At 62.4% G+C, this 16,370-nt stretch carries 16 protein-coding genes; 7 read left to right on the top strand and 9 right to left on the bottom strand.

Features of this window, described 5'->3' with window-relative positions:
- The first annotated feature begins 153 nt into the window (after positions 1–153).
- On the top strand, positions 154–1,227 hold the full coding sequence (locus K3555_RS13095; RefSeq protein WP_260005543.1) for a YeeE/YedE family protein: 1,074 nt from the start codon (positions 154–156) through the stop codon (positions 1,225–1,227).
- Here the strand turns inward: K3555_RS13095 and K3555_RS13100 are convergent.
- The 5 genes from K3555_RS13100 to K3555_RS13120 form a co-directional block, all read right to left on the bottom strand.
- Positions 1,163–2,443 (bottom strand): DUF3422 family protein, encoded by a 1,281-nt coding sequence (locus K3555_RS13100; protein ID WP_260005544.1) that lies wholly within the window; start codon positions 2,441–2,443, stop codon positions 1,163–1,165. The two genes, K3555_RS13095 and K3555_RS13100, sit on opposite strands and share 65 nt — an antisense overlap.
- 221 nt (positions 2,444–2,664) lie before the next feature.
- A complete protein-coding gene (locus K3555_RS13105) occupies positions 2,665–4,092 on the bottom strand; it encodes an NAD(P)(+) transhydrogenase (Re/Si-specific) subunit beta (protein WP_260005546.1) in 1,428 nt (475 codons plus the stop codon).
- Positions 4,093–4,107: 15 nt separating this feature from the next.
- Positions 4,108–5,679 carry a Re/Si-specific NAD(P)(+) transhydrogenase subunit alpha gene (locus K3555_RS13110; RefSeq protein WP_260005548.1) on the bottom strand — a complete coding sequence of 524 codons (1,572 nt, stop codon included), beginning with the start codon at positions 5,677–5,679 and terminating at the stop codon, positions 4,108–4,110.
- A 138-nt stretch (positions 5,680–5,817) separates the two neighbouring features.
- A complete protein-coding gene (locus K3555_RS13115; protein WP_260005549.1) occupies positions 5,818–6,267 on the bottom strand; it encodes an isoprenylcysteine carboxylmethyltransferase family protein in 450 nt (149 codons plus the stop codon).
- A gap of 223 nt (positions 6,268–6,490) precedes the next feature.
- Entirely contained in the window at positions 6,491–7,444 is a 954-nt protein-coding gene (locus K3555_RS13120) for an MBL fold metallo-hydrolase (RefSeq protein ID WP_260005550.1), read from the bottom strand.
- Positions 7,445–7,590: 146 nt separating this feature from the next.
- On the opposite strand from K3555_RS13120, the gene K3555_RS13125 reads away from it, so the two are divergent.
- From K3555_RS13125 to kynA, 4 genes are all read left to right on the top strand, one after another.
- Entirely contained in the window at positions 7,591–8,343 is a 753-nt protein-coding gene (locus K3555_RS13125; protein ID WP_260005551.1) for an SDR family NAD(P)-dependent oxidoreductase, read from the top strand.
- Positions 8,343–8,726 (top strand): MmcQ/YjbR family DNA-binding protein, encoded by a 384-nt coding sequence (locus K3555_RS13130; RefSeq protein ID WP_260005555.1) that lies wholly within the window; start codon positions 8,343–8,345, stop codon positions 8,724–8,726. Before K3555_RS13125 ends, K3555_RS13130 begins: the two co-directional genes overlap by 1 nt.
- 92 nt (positions 8,727–8,818) lie before the next feature.
- On the top strand, positions 8,819–10,012 hold the full coding sequence (gene kynU, locus K3555_RS13135) for a kynureninase (RefSeq protein WP_260005556.1): 1,194 nt from the start codon (positions 8,819–8,821) through the stop codon (positions 10,010–10,012).
- Positions 10,013–10,161: 149 nt separating this feature from the next.
- A complete protein-coding gene (gene kynA, locus K3555_RS13140; protein ID WP_260005558.1) occupies positions 10,162–10,995 on the top strand; it encodes a tryptophan 2,3-dioxygenase in 834 nt (277 codons plus the stop codon).
- 33 nt (positions 10,996–11,028) lie between these two features.
- Here the strand turns inward: kynA and K3555_RS13145 are convergent, their stop codons facing one another.
- Positions 11,029–11,610, bottom strand: coding sequence for a TetR/AcrR family transcriptional regulator (locus tag K3555_RS13145; RefSeq protein WP_260005560.1), 582 nt, complete (start codon positions 11,608–11,610; stop codon positions 11,029–11,031).
- Between the two features lie 93 nt (positions 11,611–11,703).
- Here K3555_RS13145 and K3555_RS13150 point away from each other — a divergent pair, with 93 nt between their 5' ends.
- Positions 11,704–12,168 (top strand): (2Fe-2S)-binding protein, encoded by a 465-nt coding sequence (locus K3555_RS13150; protein WP_259994031.1) that lies wholly within the window; start codon positions 11,704–11,706, stop codon positions 12,166–12,168.
- A 4-nt stretch (positions 12,169–12,172) separates the two neighbouring features.
- Positions 12,173–14,413, top strand: coding sequence for a xanthine dehydrogenase family protein molybdopterin-binding subunit (locus tag K3555_RS13155; protein ID WP_260005564.1), 2,241 nt, complete (start codon positions 12,173–12,175; stop codon positions 14,411–14,413).
- A 45-nt stretch (positions 14,414–14,458) separates the two neighbouring features.
- Here K3555_RS13155 and K3555_RS13160 read toward each other — a convergent pair whose 3' ends face one another.
- The 3 genes from K3555_RS13160 to K3555_RS13170 all read right to left on the bottom strand — a co-directional run bounded on the left by K3555_RS13160 (position 14,459) and on the right by K3555_RS13170 (position 16,315).
- Entirely contained in the window at positions 14,459–15,097 is a 639-nt protein-coding gene (locus K3555_RS13160) for a GNAT family N-acetyltransferase (RefSeq protein WP_311199983.1), read from the bottom strand.
- Positions 14,986–15,765, bottom strand: a complete 780-nt coding sequence (locus K3555_RS13165) for a gamma-glutamyl-gamma-aminobutyrate hydrolase family protein (RefSeq protein ID WP_259994033.1) — start codon at positions 15,763–15,765, stop codon at positions 14,986–14,988. The genes K3555_RS13160 and K3555_RS13165 overlap by 112 nt, the downstream gene beginning before the upstream one ends.
- Before the next feature lie 121 nt (positions 15,766–15,886).
- Positions 15,887–16,315 carry a heme-binding protein gene (locus K3555_RS13170; protein WP_260005565.1) on the bottom strand — a complete coding sequence of 143 codons (429 nt, stop codon included), beginning with the start codon at positions 16,313–16,315 and terminating at the stop codon, positions 15,887–15,889.
- Between the last annotated feature and the right edge of the window lie 55 nt (positions 16,316–16,370).

Below are 16,370 nucleotides of genomic sequence, written 5' to 3' on the forward strand. Positions count from 1 at the left end.
CGGCGGTTTCTTGAAATCCGATTTTCCCCCAAGCCGCATAAATTGGGAAAAGCGTCCCGGCCTTACACCACGAGCACGCCCAGCACCGCTTGCCTATGCAGTGAATACCCGCCATTTCGGGAAAACGTTCCGAATCCGCAGCAGGAGAGCGCAATGTTCGAAACATTCGGCTTTGAAGACACCACAGCACGGGAGATTTCCGTCCTGTTCGCGTTGGCCATCGGCGTGCTGTTCGGCGCGCTGGCGCAGCTGACCCGTTTCTGCTTCCGCCGGGCCTTGGCTGGCGATGACCGGCGGCAGGCGGCAGGTATCTGGGCAATGGCTTTGGCGGTTGCGGTCCTTGGCACGCAAGCCGCCGTGGCGCAGGGCTGGATCAGCTTTGCGGACCACCGGTTGTTAACCGGAGATCTGCCGCTGCTGGCAATCGCCGCAGGCGGGTTGATGTTCGGAGGCGGCATGATCCTGACCCGCGGATGCGCGTCGCGGCTGGTAGTTCTGGCAGGCAGCGGCAATCTGCGGGCACTGATGGTAATCACAGTCTTCGCGGTTGCTGCCCATGCGACGCTCAAGGGCGTTCTGGCGCCGCTTCGAACCGCGCTTGGTTCATTCACGCTGCCGATGGGGGAGCAGGTTTCGCTGGCCGCCCTGCCCGGCGGCCCGCTGTTGTGGAGCGCGATAATCGCCGCTGCCGCGTTGGCGGTTGCGCTGCGTTCGGGAAATCGCTTGCTGACACTGGGCGGCGGCGCCTTGATCGGCTTGCTGGTGCCCCTGGCTTGGGTTGGCACCGGCTTTGTGCTGTTTGACGAATTCGACCCGATCGCAATGGAGAGCCTGTCGTTCACCTCTCCGGCTGCGGACACATTGTTCTTTGTGATCGCCTCCAGCTCCATTCCTGCCGGCTTTGGGCCGGGGCTGATCGGCGGTGTGCTGCTGGGCGCCCTGGCGGCGGCGCTGTTAAGCGGCAGCTTCCAATGGCAAAGCTTTGAAAGCCCGCGCCAAACAGGCCGCTATCTGACCGGCGCCGTGCTGATGGGAACCGGCGGCGTTTTGGCAGGCGGTTGCACAGTGGGTGCGGGGCTGGCCGGCATCCCCACGCTCAGCATGGCCGCTGTGCTGGCGCTGGCCTTTATCGCGCTTGGCGGCATCGGCATGAATGCCCTGCTTAATGCAGCTTCTTCCGAATCCGCTGGATCCCCAACCACACCAAACCAACAACCGGCAGAGTGACCGCCGCAATCAGCAGCTTCTTGTTCAGCCCGTAGCGTTCGGCAAGCGGCAGGAAGAAATCGGACACCAGCGAGACCGCGTAATAGCTGACCGCCACCACTGACAGTCCCTCGACCGTGTGCTGCAAACGAAGCGCGAGATCGGCGCGGCGGTCCATACTGGCAAGCAGCGCCTGATTCTGCGCCGAGCGTTCCACATCCACCCGGGTCCGCAGCAGCTCCCCTGCCCGGCGCGCACGGTTGGCCAGCGTCTCGAGCCGTTTCTCTGCCGATTTCACCGTGCGCATGGCCGGCTCAAACCGCCGCAGCATGAATTCAGCCAGCGTCTGAAAGCCCTCGTGGCGGCCTTCGCGCAGCAGGCTGACGCGCTGATTGACCAAAGCCTCGTAAGCCCCCGTTGCACCAAAGCGGAAGGCAGAGCGGGCGGCCATTGCCTCCAGTTCTGCGGACACTGTCAGCAGTTGCGAAAGCGTCTGTTCGGCAGGCACGGTACCGCTGGTCATCTCCACCATCATCTCGCTGAGATGCGTATCCAGCGCACTGATGGTTGGTGTCAGGCCGCGGGCGCGGGAAAACCCCAGCATCGCCATGGCCCGGTAGGTCTCAATCTCGCACAGCCGCTGCACAATCCGGCCGATGCGCTGGCTTCCGGTCCCCGCGCCCGGCAGCACGGCAAACCGCATGTGTCCGGCGGGATCAATGCGAAAGTCCCCGGCCACCACGGCGCTGTCATCCAGCACCGGCGACACCGCCAGGCTTTCCGGCACAAACCAGTCGTGCAGAGTTGCCTTCAGCCTGGCCGGAGCGGTGCGCGGCACCACCCGGATCAGTGCTGAGGTAATCCGCTGCCCCGGCGCCTGTGCCAGCCAGTCCTCAGGGAAGACATCGAAATCCGCCGGATCAAAGGCCCGCGTGCTGACGCCGTCCCGGTAGACCGTGTAGCTGACGAATTCCGTATGCTGCTCCCATTTGATCATGTGGCGCCCGATCTGCGCCGTGTGATGCGTCGCCCCCGGCTGAGGATGCGCTGCGCCGTGGCGGTCCAGAAGGTCCGTCAGATGCTGGACGTCCTGCTGCCTGTCGCGATGCTCGGCTTCCTGCGGCTGCTTGACGGCCAGATAAACAACCGTGCAGGGGCTGGACATGGCCGGGAAGGGCCGTGCGTGCAGCTCATTGGTGAGCTGGTAACGTAAAGGGTGGTCCTGGATCAGGGGCATTGGGGTCTCCCGGGCAATGCCGCGGACCATAAAGCCTGAGGAAATGCATGTAAAGAACGCTGTTATTTCAATGCGTTATCTGAATGCCGTGGTATGCAGAAGCCATCCCAGGGGGCTCTGCCCCCGGCCTGCGGCCTCCCCCGGAGTATTTTGGACCAGAAAGAAGCAGCTCAGAAAAAAGGCGCCCCGTTTGGAGCGCCTTTTACAGGTTATCTGTTCTCTTAGCTGATCATGGTCAGCAAATTATCCAGGCTTGCTTTTGCGTCGCCATAGAACATGCGGGTGTTTTCCTTGAAGAACAGGGGATTCTCGATGCCGGAGTAGCCCGTGCCCTGGCCGCGTTTGGAGACAAAGACCTGTTTCGCCTTCCAGCACTCCAGCACCGGCATGCCGGCGATGGGAGAGTTGGGGTCTTCCTGCGCCGCCGGGTTGACGATGTCGTTGGAGCCGATGACGATGGCCACATCCGTTTCCGGGAAGTCCTCGTTGATCTCGTCCATTTCCAGAACGATGTCGTAAGGAACTTTGGCCTCGGCCAGCAGCACGTTCATGTGGCCCGGAAGGCGGCCTGCGACCGGGTGGATCGCAAAACGGACGGTCTTGCCCTTGGCGCGCAGACGGCGGGTCAGTTCAGCCACGTTCTGCTGCGCCTGCGCCACGGCCATGCCGTAGCCCGGGATGATCACCACAGAGTCGGCCTCGTCCAGCGCTGCCGCCACGCCGTCGGCGTCGATGGCGATCTGCTCGCCGTCGATCTCCATCGCCGGGCCTGCAGTGCCGCCAAAGCCGCCCAGGATCACGCTGACAAACGAGCGGTTCATCGCCTTGCACATGATGTAGCTGAGGATCGCACCCGAAGAGCCCACCAGCGCGCCGACCACGATCAAGAGGTCATTGCCCAGCGAGAAGCCGATCGCCGCCGCCGCCCAGCCCGAGTAGCTGTTGAGCATCGAGACCACCACCGGCATGTCGGCGCCTCCGATGCCCATGATCAGGTGATAGCCGATGAACAGCGCCGCCAGGGTCATCAGGAACAGCGGCAGGAAACCGCCCGAGTTAAAGTACCAGATCAGGCTGAGAAAGGAGATGCCTGCAGCACCGGCGTTCAGCATATGGCCGCCCGGCAGTTTGGTGGCCGCCGAGGTGAGCTTGCCCGCCAGCTTGCCAAAGGCAACAACCGAGCCGGTGAAGGTGATGGCGCCGATCAAGATGCCCAGGAACAGCTCAACCCGCAAAAAGGCGATCTCAGCCGGGGTTTTCTTGGCAATCAGCTTGGCAAAAGTGCCCAAGTCATCGGTGCTGGTGGCTGCCGCTACATTGCCGATCTCGAAATGGGCGATAAAGCCGACAAACACTGCGGCCAGGCCGACCAGCGAGTGCATCGCCGCAACCAGCTGCGGCATCTCGGTCATCTGGACCTTCTTGGCCACGTAAGTACCAATGAGGCCGCCGCCGGCAATCAGCAGGAGCGACAACAGCCACAGGCCGGAGCCGGGGCCGATAATTGTGGCAAAAACCGCCAGCCCCATGCCGGCAATGCCGTACCAGACCGCGCGTTTGGCGCTTTCCTGGTTGGAAAGACCTCCAAGCGACAGGATGAAAAGAACTGCCGCAACAACATAGGCGGCGGTGGTGAAACCGTAATCCATAAGTCCGGCCTCTCCTTAAGATTTCTGGAACATGGCAAGCATGCGCCGGGTGACGAGGAAGCCGCCGAAGATGTTGATCCCGGCCATGAAGACCGAAAGCGCCGCCAGCAGGATCACCAGCCAGCTGCCGGATCCGATCTGCATCAAGGCGCCGAGGATAATGATCGAGGAGATCGCGTTGGTCACCGCCATCAGCGGCGTGTGCAAGGAATGCGCAACGCCCCAGATCACCTGGAAACCCACGAAACAGGCCAGCGCAAAGACGATGAAATGCTGCATGAAGCTGACCGGCGCAAAGAGGCCCACCAGCAGCAAGAGCGCACCGCCGCCTGCCAGCAAAGTCACCTGGCTTTTGGTCTGCGCCTTGAAGGCCGCAACCTCCTGCGCGCGTTTTTCTTCCGGCGTCAGCTCCGGCACAACTTCCTTGGGCTTGGCCGCAATCGCCTGCACCTTGGGCGGTGGCGGCGGGAAGGTGATCTCGCCCGCAAAGGCCACGGTGGCGCCGCGGATCACGTCGTCCTCCATGTCGTGATTGACCTGGCCGTCCTTTTCCGGTGTCAGATCTGTCATCATATGGCGGATGTTGGTGGCATAGAGCGTCGAGGCCTGCGCCGCCATCCGGGAGGGGAAATCGGTGTAGCCGATGATGGTGACGCCATTGTCCGTCACGATCTTCTCGTCTGCCACCGTCAGCTTGCAGTTGCCGCCCTTTTCCGCCGCCAGATCGACAATAACCGAGCCGGGCTTCATCGCCGCGACCATATCCTCGGTCCACAGCTCCGGCGCTTCGCGGTTGGGGATTAGCGCGGTGGTGATGACGATGTCCACCTCAGGCGCCAGCTCGCGGAACTTGGCCAGCTGTGCTTCGCGGAATTCCGGCGAGGAGACCGAGGCATAGCCGCCGGTGGCAGCGCCGTCCTGTTGGGCTTCCTCGAAATCGAGATAGACAAATTCGGCGCCCATGCTCTCGACCTGCTCGGCGACTTCCGGGCGCACGTCAAAGGCCAGGGTGATTGCGCCAAGCGAAGTTGAGGTGCCGATGGCCGCCAGACCGGCAACGCCAGCGCCGACCACCAGGACCTTGGCCGGGGGCACCTTGCCCGCCGCCGTAATCTGGCCGGTAAAGAAGCGGCCGAAGTTGTTGCCCGCTTCAATGACCGCGCGGTAGCCCGCGATATTGGCCATTGACGAAAGCGCATCCATCTTCTGCGCGCGGCTGATCCGCGGCACCATTTCCATGGCGATCACATTGGCGCCCTTGGATTTGGCCAGCTCCATCCCCCCTTCGTTCCCAGCCGGGTTGAAGAAGGAAATCAGCGTCTTGCCCTTGGTCAGGCGCTTCAGCTCAGTGGCGTCCGGCTGGCGCACCTTGGCGACGATATCGGATGCTTTCCACAGCGCCGCCGGTGTCTTGATGATCTCGACGCCCGCTGCCTCATAGACTGCGTCGGAAAAACCTGCAGCCGCACCGGCCCCGGCTTCGATCGCGCAATCGTAACCGAGTTTCTGCAGCTGCTTGGCAGAGTCCGGCGTCATACCGACCCGGTTCTCGCCCGAAAATGTTTCTTTTGGTGTCCCTATTTTCACCTTATGGGTCCCCCTCGTCCTGCCCGTGCCGGCAATGCCTAGGTACGGATCACAATGATTTTCTTTACTATGCGCAAGATTATTGCGCAAGGATTTTGCTGCATTGCCGCAAAGTCATGCTGCAATGCCGCGTTCCGATCAGATCCAGCGGCGCACCTTTTTCTCATAGCGGGCCCAGTCCGCCCGGAAGGTCCGGCGCAGCCTGTCTTCTTCGGGAATGACAAACCGCTTTTCCAGCACCCACAGGAAAATGGGGATCAACGGCAGCGTCAGCACTGCATCAAACCACAACACAAGGCCCGCAAGGATCAGAACATCGCCCAGATAGATCGGGTTGCGGCTGCGGCTGAAGATCCCCGATTGCACCAGCCGGCTGGGCGTCTGGTGCGGAATGACCGTGGTTTTTTGCCGCCGCATCTCGGAGATGGCGAGCAAGGCCAGTAAAAGGCCGCCGCCCAGCAGAATACCACCCAAGAACCCGGCCCATGCCCCCCCGAAAGAAAGCCCGAATGCGGCATGAGCCGACTGCAGCCAGGCCGTCAGGACGAAGCCTGCCAGCCAGACGGGTGGCACATCCAGCCACCGCATCACGCCCTGCTCTTTTGCAGAATATGTCCTGAAATCATATGCATTTCGGGCAATCTTTCCTTATCCGGCTTGCTCGTCCAGACCAGTTCGGGCGGGACTATCAGAAAAGGACAAATTGCCCCCGATGCCGCAGAAACGACGAATCTGTTCCGGCTTGCGGCATGATCCTGCATAGTTTCGCCCGAAAGCCTACGTATATTTATGTGTACTGAAGCGGAGGGGCTTATTCCCATTCCATTTCCTCGAACACCCGGCCTGCATTTTTGGTAGCCAGCTCCTCGAATGTGTCCAACCCCTTCCATTGCTCCTGATCCACATAGTAGGCGCTGGCAAGGTCTCCGCCGTCCTCGATATGGGCGCCGACCTTGGCCCGCAGGTCCACCAGATAATCGAGGGTATAGCGGCGCAGCTGCGGCAAATTGGTCGGGTGGCCATGGCCCGGGATGACATAGGCGGGCGCAAGCGGTTCCAGCTTGTCCTGCCAGGTCTCAACCCAGCATTTGGTGCAGGTGTGCGGAAAGACCGGCAGCATCCGTTCGTGAAAGGCGATGTCGCCGGCGATCATCAGGTTCCACGCGGGAATCCAGACCTGGATGTCGCCGGGATCATGCGCCGGGCCCAGGTGCAGAACCTGTATTTCCACCCCCCCAAGGCTAATGTCATGGCGGTCCTCGAAAGCCAGATTGGCATGTTCAACACGGGTCTCCCCTGCCCGGTCCTTGTTGTAGCCGCGCATGCGCTGCAGGATCATGTCGCTGTTTTCCCGCGTTTCCGCAATTGCCTCGGCATGGGCCAGCACATCCACGCCCTGATCGCGCCAGTAACCATTGCCCAGCATGGCATGGCCCTGGCCGTTTTCATTGATCACCAGCACCACGGGCTGATCGGTCACTTGCTTGATTTCCTGATGCAGCGTCTTGGCCAGCGCGTCCGAGGCGCCGGCATTCACCACCACCACGCCTTCGCCGGTCACGATGAAGGACAGGTTGTTGTTGTGGCCTGCATTCTCATAGGTCGGCGGGGCCGTGGCGCCGATGGCGGAGAACACATACGGGATGACCTCCACCGGTTTGGAGTAGAGTTCGGACTGGGGGTATTGGTCGGCGATGTCCTCGCTTGCCTGCGCGGCAAAGGGCATCAATAGGGCTGCGCAGGCAGCGGCGGCAAAGGCTTTCATTGGTATCTCCCTGAACGTTTGCCACAACATTCACACATGTGAATATAACTGTAAACGCCAGACCCATGCGGCGTGACGGCACGGCGGGCTTGCCAGAGCGTTCTGCCCGGATAGGCTGTGCCGCAAAACAGGGAGGCCGGACGATCATGACATTGACAGGCAAACACGCACTGGTGACCGGCGGCGGTACCGGGATCGGGCTGGCCATTGCCCAAGGGCTGGCAGCGCAAGGGGCCCAAGTCACCATCACCGGACGGCGGCAAGAGGTTCTGGAGGAAGCCGCAACGGAGAACCTGCATCCGCTGGCCATGGATGTGCGCAGCGAGGAGGACGTGGCAGCCAGGATTGCCGCCGCGGTTGAGGCGCGCGGCCCCATACAGATCTGCGTGGCCAATGCCGGCGTTGCCGAGGGGGCGGCGCTGCACAAGACCACAATGGAGTTCTGGCGCAACATGATGGCGACCAACCTTGACGGTGCCTTTTTGACCATCCGCGAGTGTTTTCAGTCGATGCGGCAGACCGATTGGGGCCGGGTCATCACGGTGTCGTCTATCGCCGGGCTTCGGGGGCTGAAAGGCGCCGCCTGCTATTCTGCCACCAAACACGGGATGATCGGCCTCACCCGCGCGCTAAGCGAGGATTATCTGGGCACGCCCTTCACCTTCAACGCGCTGTGTCCCGGATACGTGGACACGCCGATTGTCGAGCGCAACATCACATCAATCGCCCAGCGCGCCGGGATGAGCGCGGTGGAGGCGCTGGACGTGATGGTCAACGCCAACCGCCACAAGCGGTTGATCGAACCCGGCGAAGTCGCCGCCGCGGCGCTTTGGTTGTGCGGACCGGGGTCGGGATCCATCAATGGCCAGTGCATCGAGATTTCAGGAGGGCAGACCTGATGGACCGCAAGGAATTCAACAAATTCTGCGCCACCTTCCCCGCCGCTGAACATGTGGTCCAATGGGGGAATTCCGACGTCTGGAAGGCAGGCGGCAAGCTGTTTGCGGTCTGCGGCTGGGCCGATGGCAAGGATGCCTTCACCTTCAAGGCCGGCGACATCGCCTATGAGGTGCTGCAGGAACGTCCCGGCGTCCGTCCGGCACCCTATTTGGCATCACGCGGGATGAAGTGGTTACAGCATTTTGAACCTCCCGGCCTTTCAGATGCAGAGCTGCAGGAACAGATCACCCTGTCCTACCAGATGGTCACAGCAGGATTGTCCAAACGCAAACGGGCTGAGTTCGGCATTCCCGATCCCCAGCCTGCCGCAGGTCAGGGCTGACGCAGGCAACCGGCCTCTGGACAGAAAGGAATGGATACGATAGCAAAACGCAAAGCTTTAAGCTTGAAATACCCATCTGACGCGAGGCCCCGATGACCGATTTTGCAGCGACCAAGGCGATGTTCGACTTGCCGGAAGGCATGATCTATCTGGATGGCAACTCGCTGGGTCCCCTGCCCCGCGCTGCTAAAGACCGTGTTGGCGCGATGATGCAGGACGAATGGGGCCGGATGCTGATCACCGGCTGGAACAAGGCCGGCTGGATGGACAAACCCAAGGCGCTGGGAGACCGCATCGGGCGGCTGATCGGGGCGGAGCCGGGCCATGTTGTGATGGGCGACACGCTGTCGATCAAGGTCTACCAGGCGGTGGCTTCGGCACTGGAGCTGAATCCGGGGCGCAAGGTGGTGCTGTCGGACAACGGCAACTTCCCCACCGACCTTTACATGGCGAGCGGGCTGCTGAAATCGCTGGGACCCGACTATGAGCTGCGGGTGGTGGACCCGGAAGCGGTGGAAGAAAACATCACCGACGAGGTCGCGGTGCTGATGATCACCGAGGTTGATTACCGCACCGGCCGCAAGCACGAGATGAAAGCGCTGACCGGAAAAGCCCATGCCAACGGCGTGCTGACGGTCTGGGATCTGGCCCACTCAGCCGGTGCTGTTCCCGTGGATCTGGCGGGTTGCCACGCCGATTTTGCGGTTGGCTGCAGCTACAAATACCTTAATGGCGGCCCCGGCGCGCCGGCTTTCATTTATGTTGCCCCCCGCCACGCGGAACACGTCCGACCGGCGCTGTCCGGCTGGCTGGGGCATGAAGCACCTTTTGCCTTTGACCTCGACTACCGCCCCGGCAGCGGCATCGACCGGATGCGCGTTGGCACTCCGCCGATCCTGCAACTGACCGCGCTGGAGGCGGCAATGGATATCTGGGACATGGCGGACATGGAAACCGTGCGCGCCAAGTCCATCGCGCTGTGCGATCTGTTCATCGCCGAGGTAGAGAAAGCCTGCCCGCAGCTGGAACTGGCCTCGCCGCGTGATCCCGCCTTCCGCGGCAGCCAGGTGTCGTTCAAATTCACTTACGGCTATGCCGCCATGCAGGCGCTGATCGGCCGCGGCGTGATCGGCGATTTCCGCGCACCCGATATTATGCGCTTCGGCTTCACCCCGCTGTACATCGACGAAGGCGACGTGCGCGCAGCGGCCCGGATCATTGCCGATGTCATGAACAACGCCTTGTGGGACCGTGCCGAATACAAAGTGCGCAACGCGGTCACCTGATGCGAACCGCCCGCTCATACCATCTGCCGCTCTGCCGCCCGGCGGGTTGGATCGCGCTGTGGCGACGGCTGGCCCAATGCGGCACCCTGAACCGGAGAAACCCTTCCTTTCCCTGAACCGTGATACACTTAGGAAAAGGAAAGACTTCGATGACAAAACCCTATGATCCCGCCGACGATGGTGCGCAGATGTCCTTTGACGGGCGTATGTCCTACGGTGACTACCTGTCGCTGGACATGCTGCTGAACGCGCAGAAAACATGGACCAATACCCATGACGAGATGCTGTTCATCATTCAGCACCAGACCTCGGAACTGTGGATGCGGCTGGCCATCCACGAACTGACCGCCGCCCGCGAACGGCTGCTGGGCGGCAAGGCGCATCAGGCCTTCAAGATGCTGGCCCGTGTGGCGCGCATTTTTGAGCAGCTGAACTCTGCCTGGGACGTGCTGCGCACCATGACACCCTCGGACTACACCGCGTTCCGGGACGAGCTGGGCCAAAGCTCCGGCTTCCAGTCGCACCAGTACCGGCAGATCGAATTTATGCTGGGCAACCGCAACAAGGCGATGCTGCGCCCGCATTCGCATCGCCCGGACATCCTGGCGCTGCTGGAGGCAGAGCTGGCGCAGCCCTCGCTGTATGACGTGGCGCTGAAAGCGCTGGCGCGCAGCTTCCCGCTACCGGACGAAGTGCTGAACCGGGATCTGGCCGGGGCGTATGTTCCGCATGAGGCCGTGCAAGCCGCCTGGACCGAGGTCTACCGCGACACCGAAACACATTGGGAGCTGTATGAACTGGCCGAGAAGCTGGTGGATTTCGAGGATTATTTCCGCCGCTGGCGCTTCAACCATGTGACCACGGTGGAGCGCGTCATCGGTTTCAAGCGCGGCACCGGCGGCACCGGCGGCGTCAGCTATCTGAAACGGATGCTGGAAGTGGAATTGTTCCCGGAACTCTGGCACCTTCGCACCGAGCTTTGATGCGCACGCGGGCCGGTGCGTCCGGCCCGCCCGTCAGCGCGGCGTCAGCCCGGCCCCGAACAGCGCCGCCAGCTGGCGCACACCGGCCTGATAGGCGGCATAATCATCGGCGGTATGCTTGATCCCCTTCAACGAGGCGCAGACCGTCCGGGCAATTTCAGCAGGGTCTCCGGTCAGCACTGCCCGCCCGGCCCTGGCTTCCGCCTCCAGCCATTCTGCGTATATCGCACGCAGCGCGGCCTCGCCCTGGTCGATGACCTCTCCGGCCACGTTCTTGCTGGCCTCGAACAGCTCCATTCCATGTGGCGAGGCCATCATCGCCTCAATCGCTTCACCGCCCTGGGCTTCAAACGCCGCCAGCAGGCGCGCGGCCAAGGACCCCTCAGCCGCTAGACCTGCCCGGATATCTTTTGATGCATTGCTGTAATACCCAGCCACAAGCGCCCGGAAAATCGCCTCTTTGTTCTTGAAATGCAAATACAGCGCCGGCCGCGACATGCCCGCACTCTTGGCAATGTCATCCATCGAAGTCTTGCGGAACCCATAGGTAGAGAACGCCGCCCATGCGGCGCCCAGGATTACCTGCTGTTTTGGATCAATGCCTGCCATGTTCATGTTTTTGCTTCTGACATTCTCTTTGAAAAATGTCAATTGACGTCCTGACGAAATAAGTACACTTTGTCAGCGAACAGCAAGGGAGCCTCCGCCATGCCAACAGACCTGCGCATCAACGGAAAGACACATCAAGTGGACCTGCCGGATAACGTGCCCCTCCTGTGGGTTCTGCGCGATGAGGTTGGCCTCACCGGCACCAAATTCGGTTGCGGCGTCGCCGCCTGCGGCGCCTGCACCGTGCATATTGATGGCGCGGCGGTGCGCTCCTGCCAGGTAGCGCTGTCCGACGTTTGGGGTGAAGTGACAACGATCGAGGGTCTCGGCACGCCCGAGGCAATGGCGGCAATCCAGCAGGCCTGGGTTAAGCATCAGGTGGCGCAATGCGGCTATTGCCAGTCTGGCCAGATCATGCAGGCGGCCAGCCTGTTGGCGGAAACCCCGGCCCCATCAGACGCCGAGATTGACGAGGCGATGCAGGGCAACCTATGCCGCTGCGGCACCTATCCGCGTATCCGGGCCGCCATCCATTCCGCCGCAAAACAGATGCAGGAGGCGTAATCCCATGGCCAGCATCGCAAAAATCGCCCGTCGGACTTTCCTCATCGGCTCTGCCGCTATCGTCGGAGGCGTTGCCTTTGGCGCCTATTACGTCAGCCGCCCTGCCCCTAATCCGCTGCAACCGGGCGACGGCGAAGCTGCACTGAACCCGTTTGTGCTGATTGATCAGAACGGCGTCACCCTATTTGCCCCGCGTGCCGAAATGGGCCAAGGGGTGAAAACCAGCTGGGCCGCGCTGATCGCGGAAGAGCTGGATGTGGAACTGGATCAGGTGCGGGTGCTGCACGGGCCTGCCGCCAAAGCCTATTACAACTCGGCCTTCATCGCCGATGCGCTGCCGGGCAAGGGTTATGATACCAGCAATTTCAAGCATTCCATCGGCGAGGCCCTGGGGCATCTCGGCAAGGTGCTGAACCTGCATGGCACCGGCGGATCCACCTCGATGAAGGACGGGTTCACGCGGATGCGTCAGGCCGGCGCCACCGCCCGCGAGACGCTGAAACAGGCGGCAGCGGACCGGCTGGGCCTCAGCCGCAGCCAGTTCTCCACCGCCAAGGGGGCGGTGATTGCACCGGATGGCACGCAGATCCCCTACAGCGATCTGGCCATGGAGGCCGCCAAGCTGGACCCGGTGGAGGCCGATCTGCGCCCGCGCAGCGACTGGCGGCTGATCGGCAAATCCCAGCCCCGGATCGACATGGCGGAAAAATCCACCGGCACCGCCGAATTCGGCATCGACGTTCGGCTGCCGGGGATGAAGTTTGCCGCATTGCGCATGAACCCGCGCCAGGGCGGCGGCATGGCAGGCTTTGACGCTGCAGCGGCCATGTCCATGCCCGGTGTGGAAAAGGTGATCAGCATGGGCACCGGCGTCGCAGTGGTGGCCAGCAATACATGGCTCGCCATGCAGGCGGTGGATGCCATCAAGGTAGACTGGGAAGACGCCCCCTATCCGCCGGAAACCGATCAGATCTTCGCCCGCATCGCCGCGGCCTTTGACGACGCTCCGAATTCGGTGCTGCGCGATGACGGCGATGCGGATCAGCTGCCCGCAGGCGCAACTGAACTGACGGCAGACTACCAGGTGCCTTACCTGGCCCATGCCACAATGGAGCCGATGAATGCCACCGCCCTGCTGGAGGATGGCAGGCTGACCGTCTGGTGCGGCAACCAGATGCCCACGTTCACCCAGTCGAAATGTGCGGCAGAGGCCGGGCTGGACGCCGAACAGGTGGACATCCGCACCACCTATCTGGGCGGCGGGTTCGGGCGACGGGTCGAGTTCGACTATGCAGTGTTCGCCACCCGTATCGCCAAGGACGTGCCCGGCGTGCCGGTGCAGCTGACGTGGAGCCGCGAGGAAGACATGCGGCACGACATGTACCGCCCCGGCGCCATGGCCCGGATGCGCGGCGCGGTAAAGGATGGCACGGCGGTGCTGATGGATGGTAAAGTTGCAGCGGCCTCGCCCACCGAACAGGCGATGAAACGGCTGGCGGATTTCACCCCCGCAGGCCCGGACAAGGTGCATGTCGAGGGGTTCTTCAACTCCCCATACGCGATCCCGAATTACCGTATGGCCGGGCATATTTCGGACGTGCAGATCCCGGTCGGTTTCTGGCGCTCGGTCGGCAACAGCTTCAACGCCTTTTTCGTCGAAAGCTTCATTGATGAGATGGCGCATGCGGCCGGCACCGATCCGCTGGAGTTCCGCCTGGACCTTGCCCGCCGCGAATGGGCGCCTGCCGCCGGCGTGCTGGAGGCGGTCAGGGAGATGTCCGGCTGGACCGGCAAAACACCCGATGGCGTGGGACGCGGCGTTGCCCTGTGCTACAGCTTCGGCACGCCGGTGGCCGAAGTAATCGAGGTGGCGGAGGAAGACGGCAGCATCCGCATCGCCAAGGCCTGGATTGCCTGCGACATGGGCCAGGTGATCGACCCGGAAATCGTCAAGGCCCAAATGTTCGGCGGCATGGCATACGGGCTGTCGGCGGCCTGCTTCGGCGAGATCACCTTTGCCGATGGCGCCGCCGAACAGGGCAACTTCCCGGACTATGACGCCCTGCGCATGCACACGATGCCCAAGACCGAAGTGAAGGTGCTGGAAACCCAGGCTCATATGGGCGGCGCCGGCGAGCCCGGCACCCCGCCAGCTGCGCCGGCGCTGGCCAACGCGCTGTTCGACCTCACCGGCAAACGCGCGCGTCGTCTGCCTCTGATGCACGCGTTTGATCTTCTGGTCTGAAACGGTTTGCGGCCTGCCGCGCGGGGCGGGCCGCAGGTTCTTCGCCTAGCCCAGGATCTTGACCATCCGGTAGTTGTGAATTTTCACGCCGCCACGCTCAAATTCGCACCGCTTATCCACGGCAAATCCCGCCCGTTCGAAAAAGCCGCGCGCCGCTTCGCTCGCCTCGGCATACAACAGCCCGATCCCCTGACGCAGCGCAGCCTCTTCCAATTTGCCGTAGAGCATCGCCGCAACGCCCTGCCCCGCCGCACCGGGGTGGCAGAACAGCATGTCGATATGGCCGTCTGCCTCAAGATCAATGAAAGCCGCCGGCACATCTGCGTCATCCGCCGCCACCCAGACTGCCCGGCCATCAGACAGCTTCCGCAGGAAAGCTTCACTTGACGGCGCCTCCGGGCACCATGCGCGGATTTGCGCAGGCGAATAAAACCGGCTGGCAATTCCATGAACAGCGGATGCAAAAACATCCGCCAGCGCCGCTGCATCACCTGCTCTGAATTGCCTGATTCTGCAGGAAACTGGCCTTCCAGCGGCCTCAAGCCGCATATTAATTGCCATATTCGAACCTTTTACGCTGACCGCTGCAAACCAGCCTGCGCCTTGCCAGCCGCCCAGGCCCTGACCGCATCGCCGAACGCCTCGAACAGCGGACGTGATACCGGATCGCTGGCCGCATCCCATTCCGGGTGCCACTGCACAGACATCGTAAACCCGGCTGCGTCCTTGATATAGACTGCTTCGGGTGTGCCATCGGGCGCCTGCCCGTCAATCACCACGCGGGTGCCCGGGCGTTTGATCCCTTGCCCGTGCAGCGTGTTGGTCATGACTTCTTCGGCCCCGAACAATCGGTGGAACACTCCGCCGGAGCTGAATTTCACCGTGTGGCGCAGGGCAAATTTCTCTTCCAGCGTGCCGTCTGGCGGCATCCGGTGGTTCATCCGCCCCGGCAGGTCGCGGATTTCCGGGTGCAGCGTGCCGCCCATCGCCACGTTGACCTCCTGAAAGCCGCGGCAGATGCCCAGAAACGGCTGGCCGCGGTCAACACAGGCGCGGATCAGCGGCAAAGTGATCGCATCACGCGCCCGGTCAAAGGCGCCATGCGCTTCGGTCTCGGCCTCGCCGTATTCATGCGGGTGCACATTCGGGCGGCCGCCTGTCAGCAAGAAGCCGTCAAAACTCTCCAGCAGTTCCTCAACCGTCACAAAACGGGGGTCCGAAGGGATCATCAGCGGCATGCAACCCGCCACTTCGGCGATCGCCTCGGAATTCATGGTTCCGCCCGCGTGGACAGGGTACTGATCGTTGATCAGGTAGGAATTTCCGATGATGCCAACTTTGGGTCGCGCCATATTCCGCTCTTCTTGTGCTGTATAAAGAAGAACCTAGCCCCCTGCGGGCGCCACATCAACGGGGAGGACGGCGCAACAGACTGTTCAGCCGCGCACAACGCTGCGGAATGTCTGTGCGAAGTCAGATCTCGCCCTGCAAACCCGCCGCCTCGATACCGGCCATGGCCGCGACGGCATCATTGTCCGAGCTGTCGCCGGTAACACCAACCGCGCCGATCACAGTACCGTCCGTGCCGCGCACCAGCACCCCGCCCGGCACCGGCACCACCTGGCCGCCGTAAACGCCGTTCACCGCCGCCATGAAATAGGCCTGCGCCTCTGCCCGGGCCATCTGGGCGCTGCCGGCCATGCCCAGCATGACCGAGCCATAGGCCTTGCCATGGGCAATGGGGAACCGGCCCGGCGCGGCGCCGTCCTCGCGCTCGAACGCCTGCACATGGCCGCCCGCATCCAGCACCACCACCGACAGCGGCTTCAGCCCCATCTCATGCCCTTTCTCCAAGGCCGCTCGGATGATTGCGCGCGCCTGATCCAGTGAAATCTCAGCCATGGGTGTCTTTCCTTCCGTTCGCGTGACGTCACGGAACAGAAAAGGAGGCCAAAAG

Origin of the sequence: Leisingera sp. M527 (genome assembly GCF_025141525.1) — a bacterium.
Lineage (GTDB): Bacteria > Pseudomonadota > Alphaproteobacteria > Rhodobacterales > Rhodobacteraceae > Leisingera.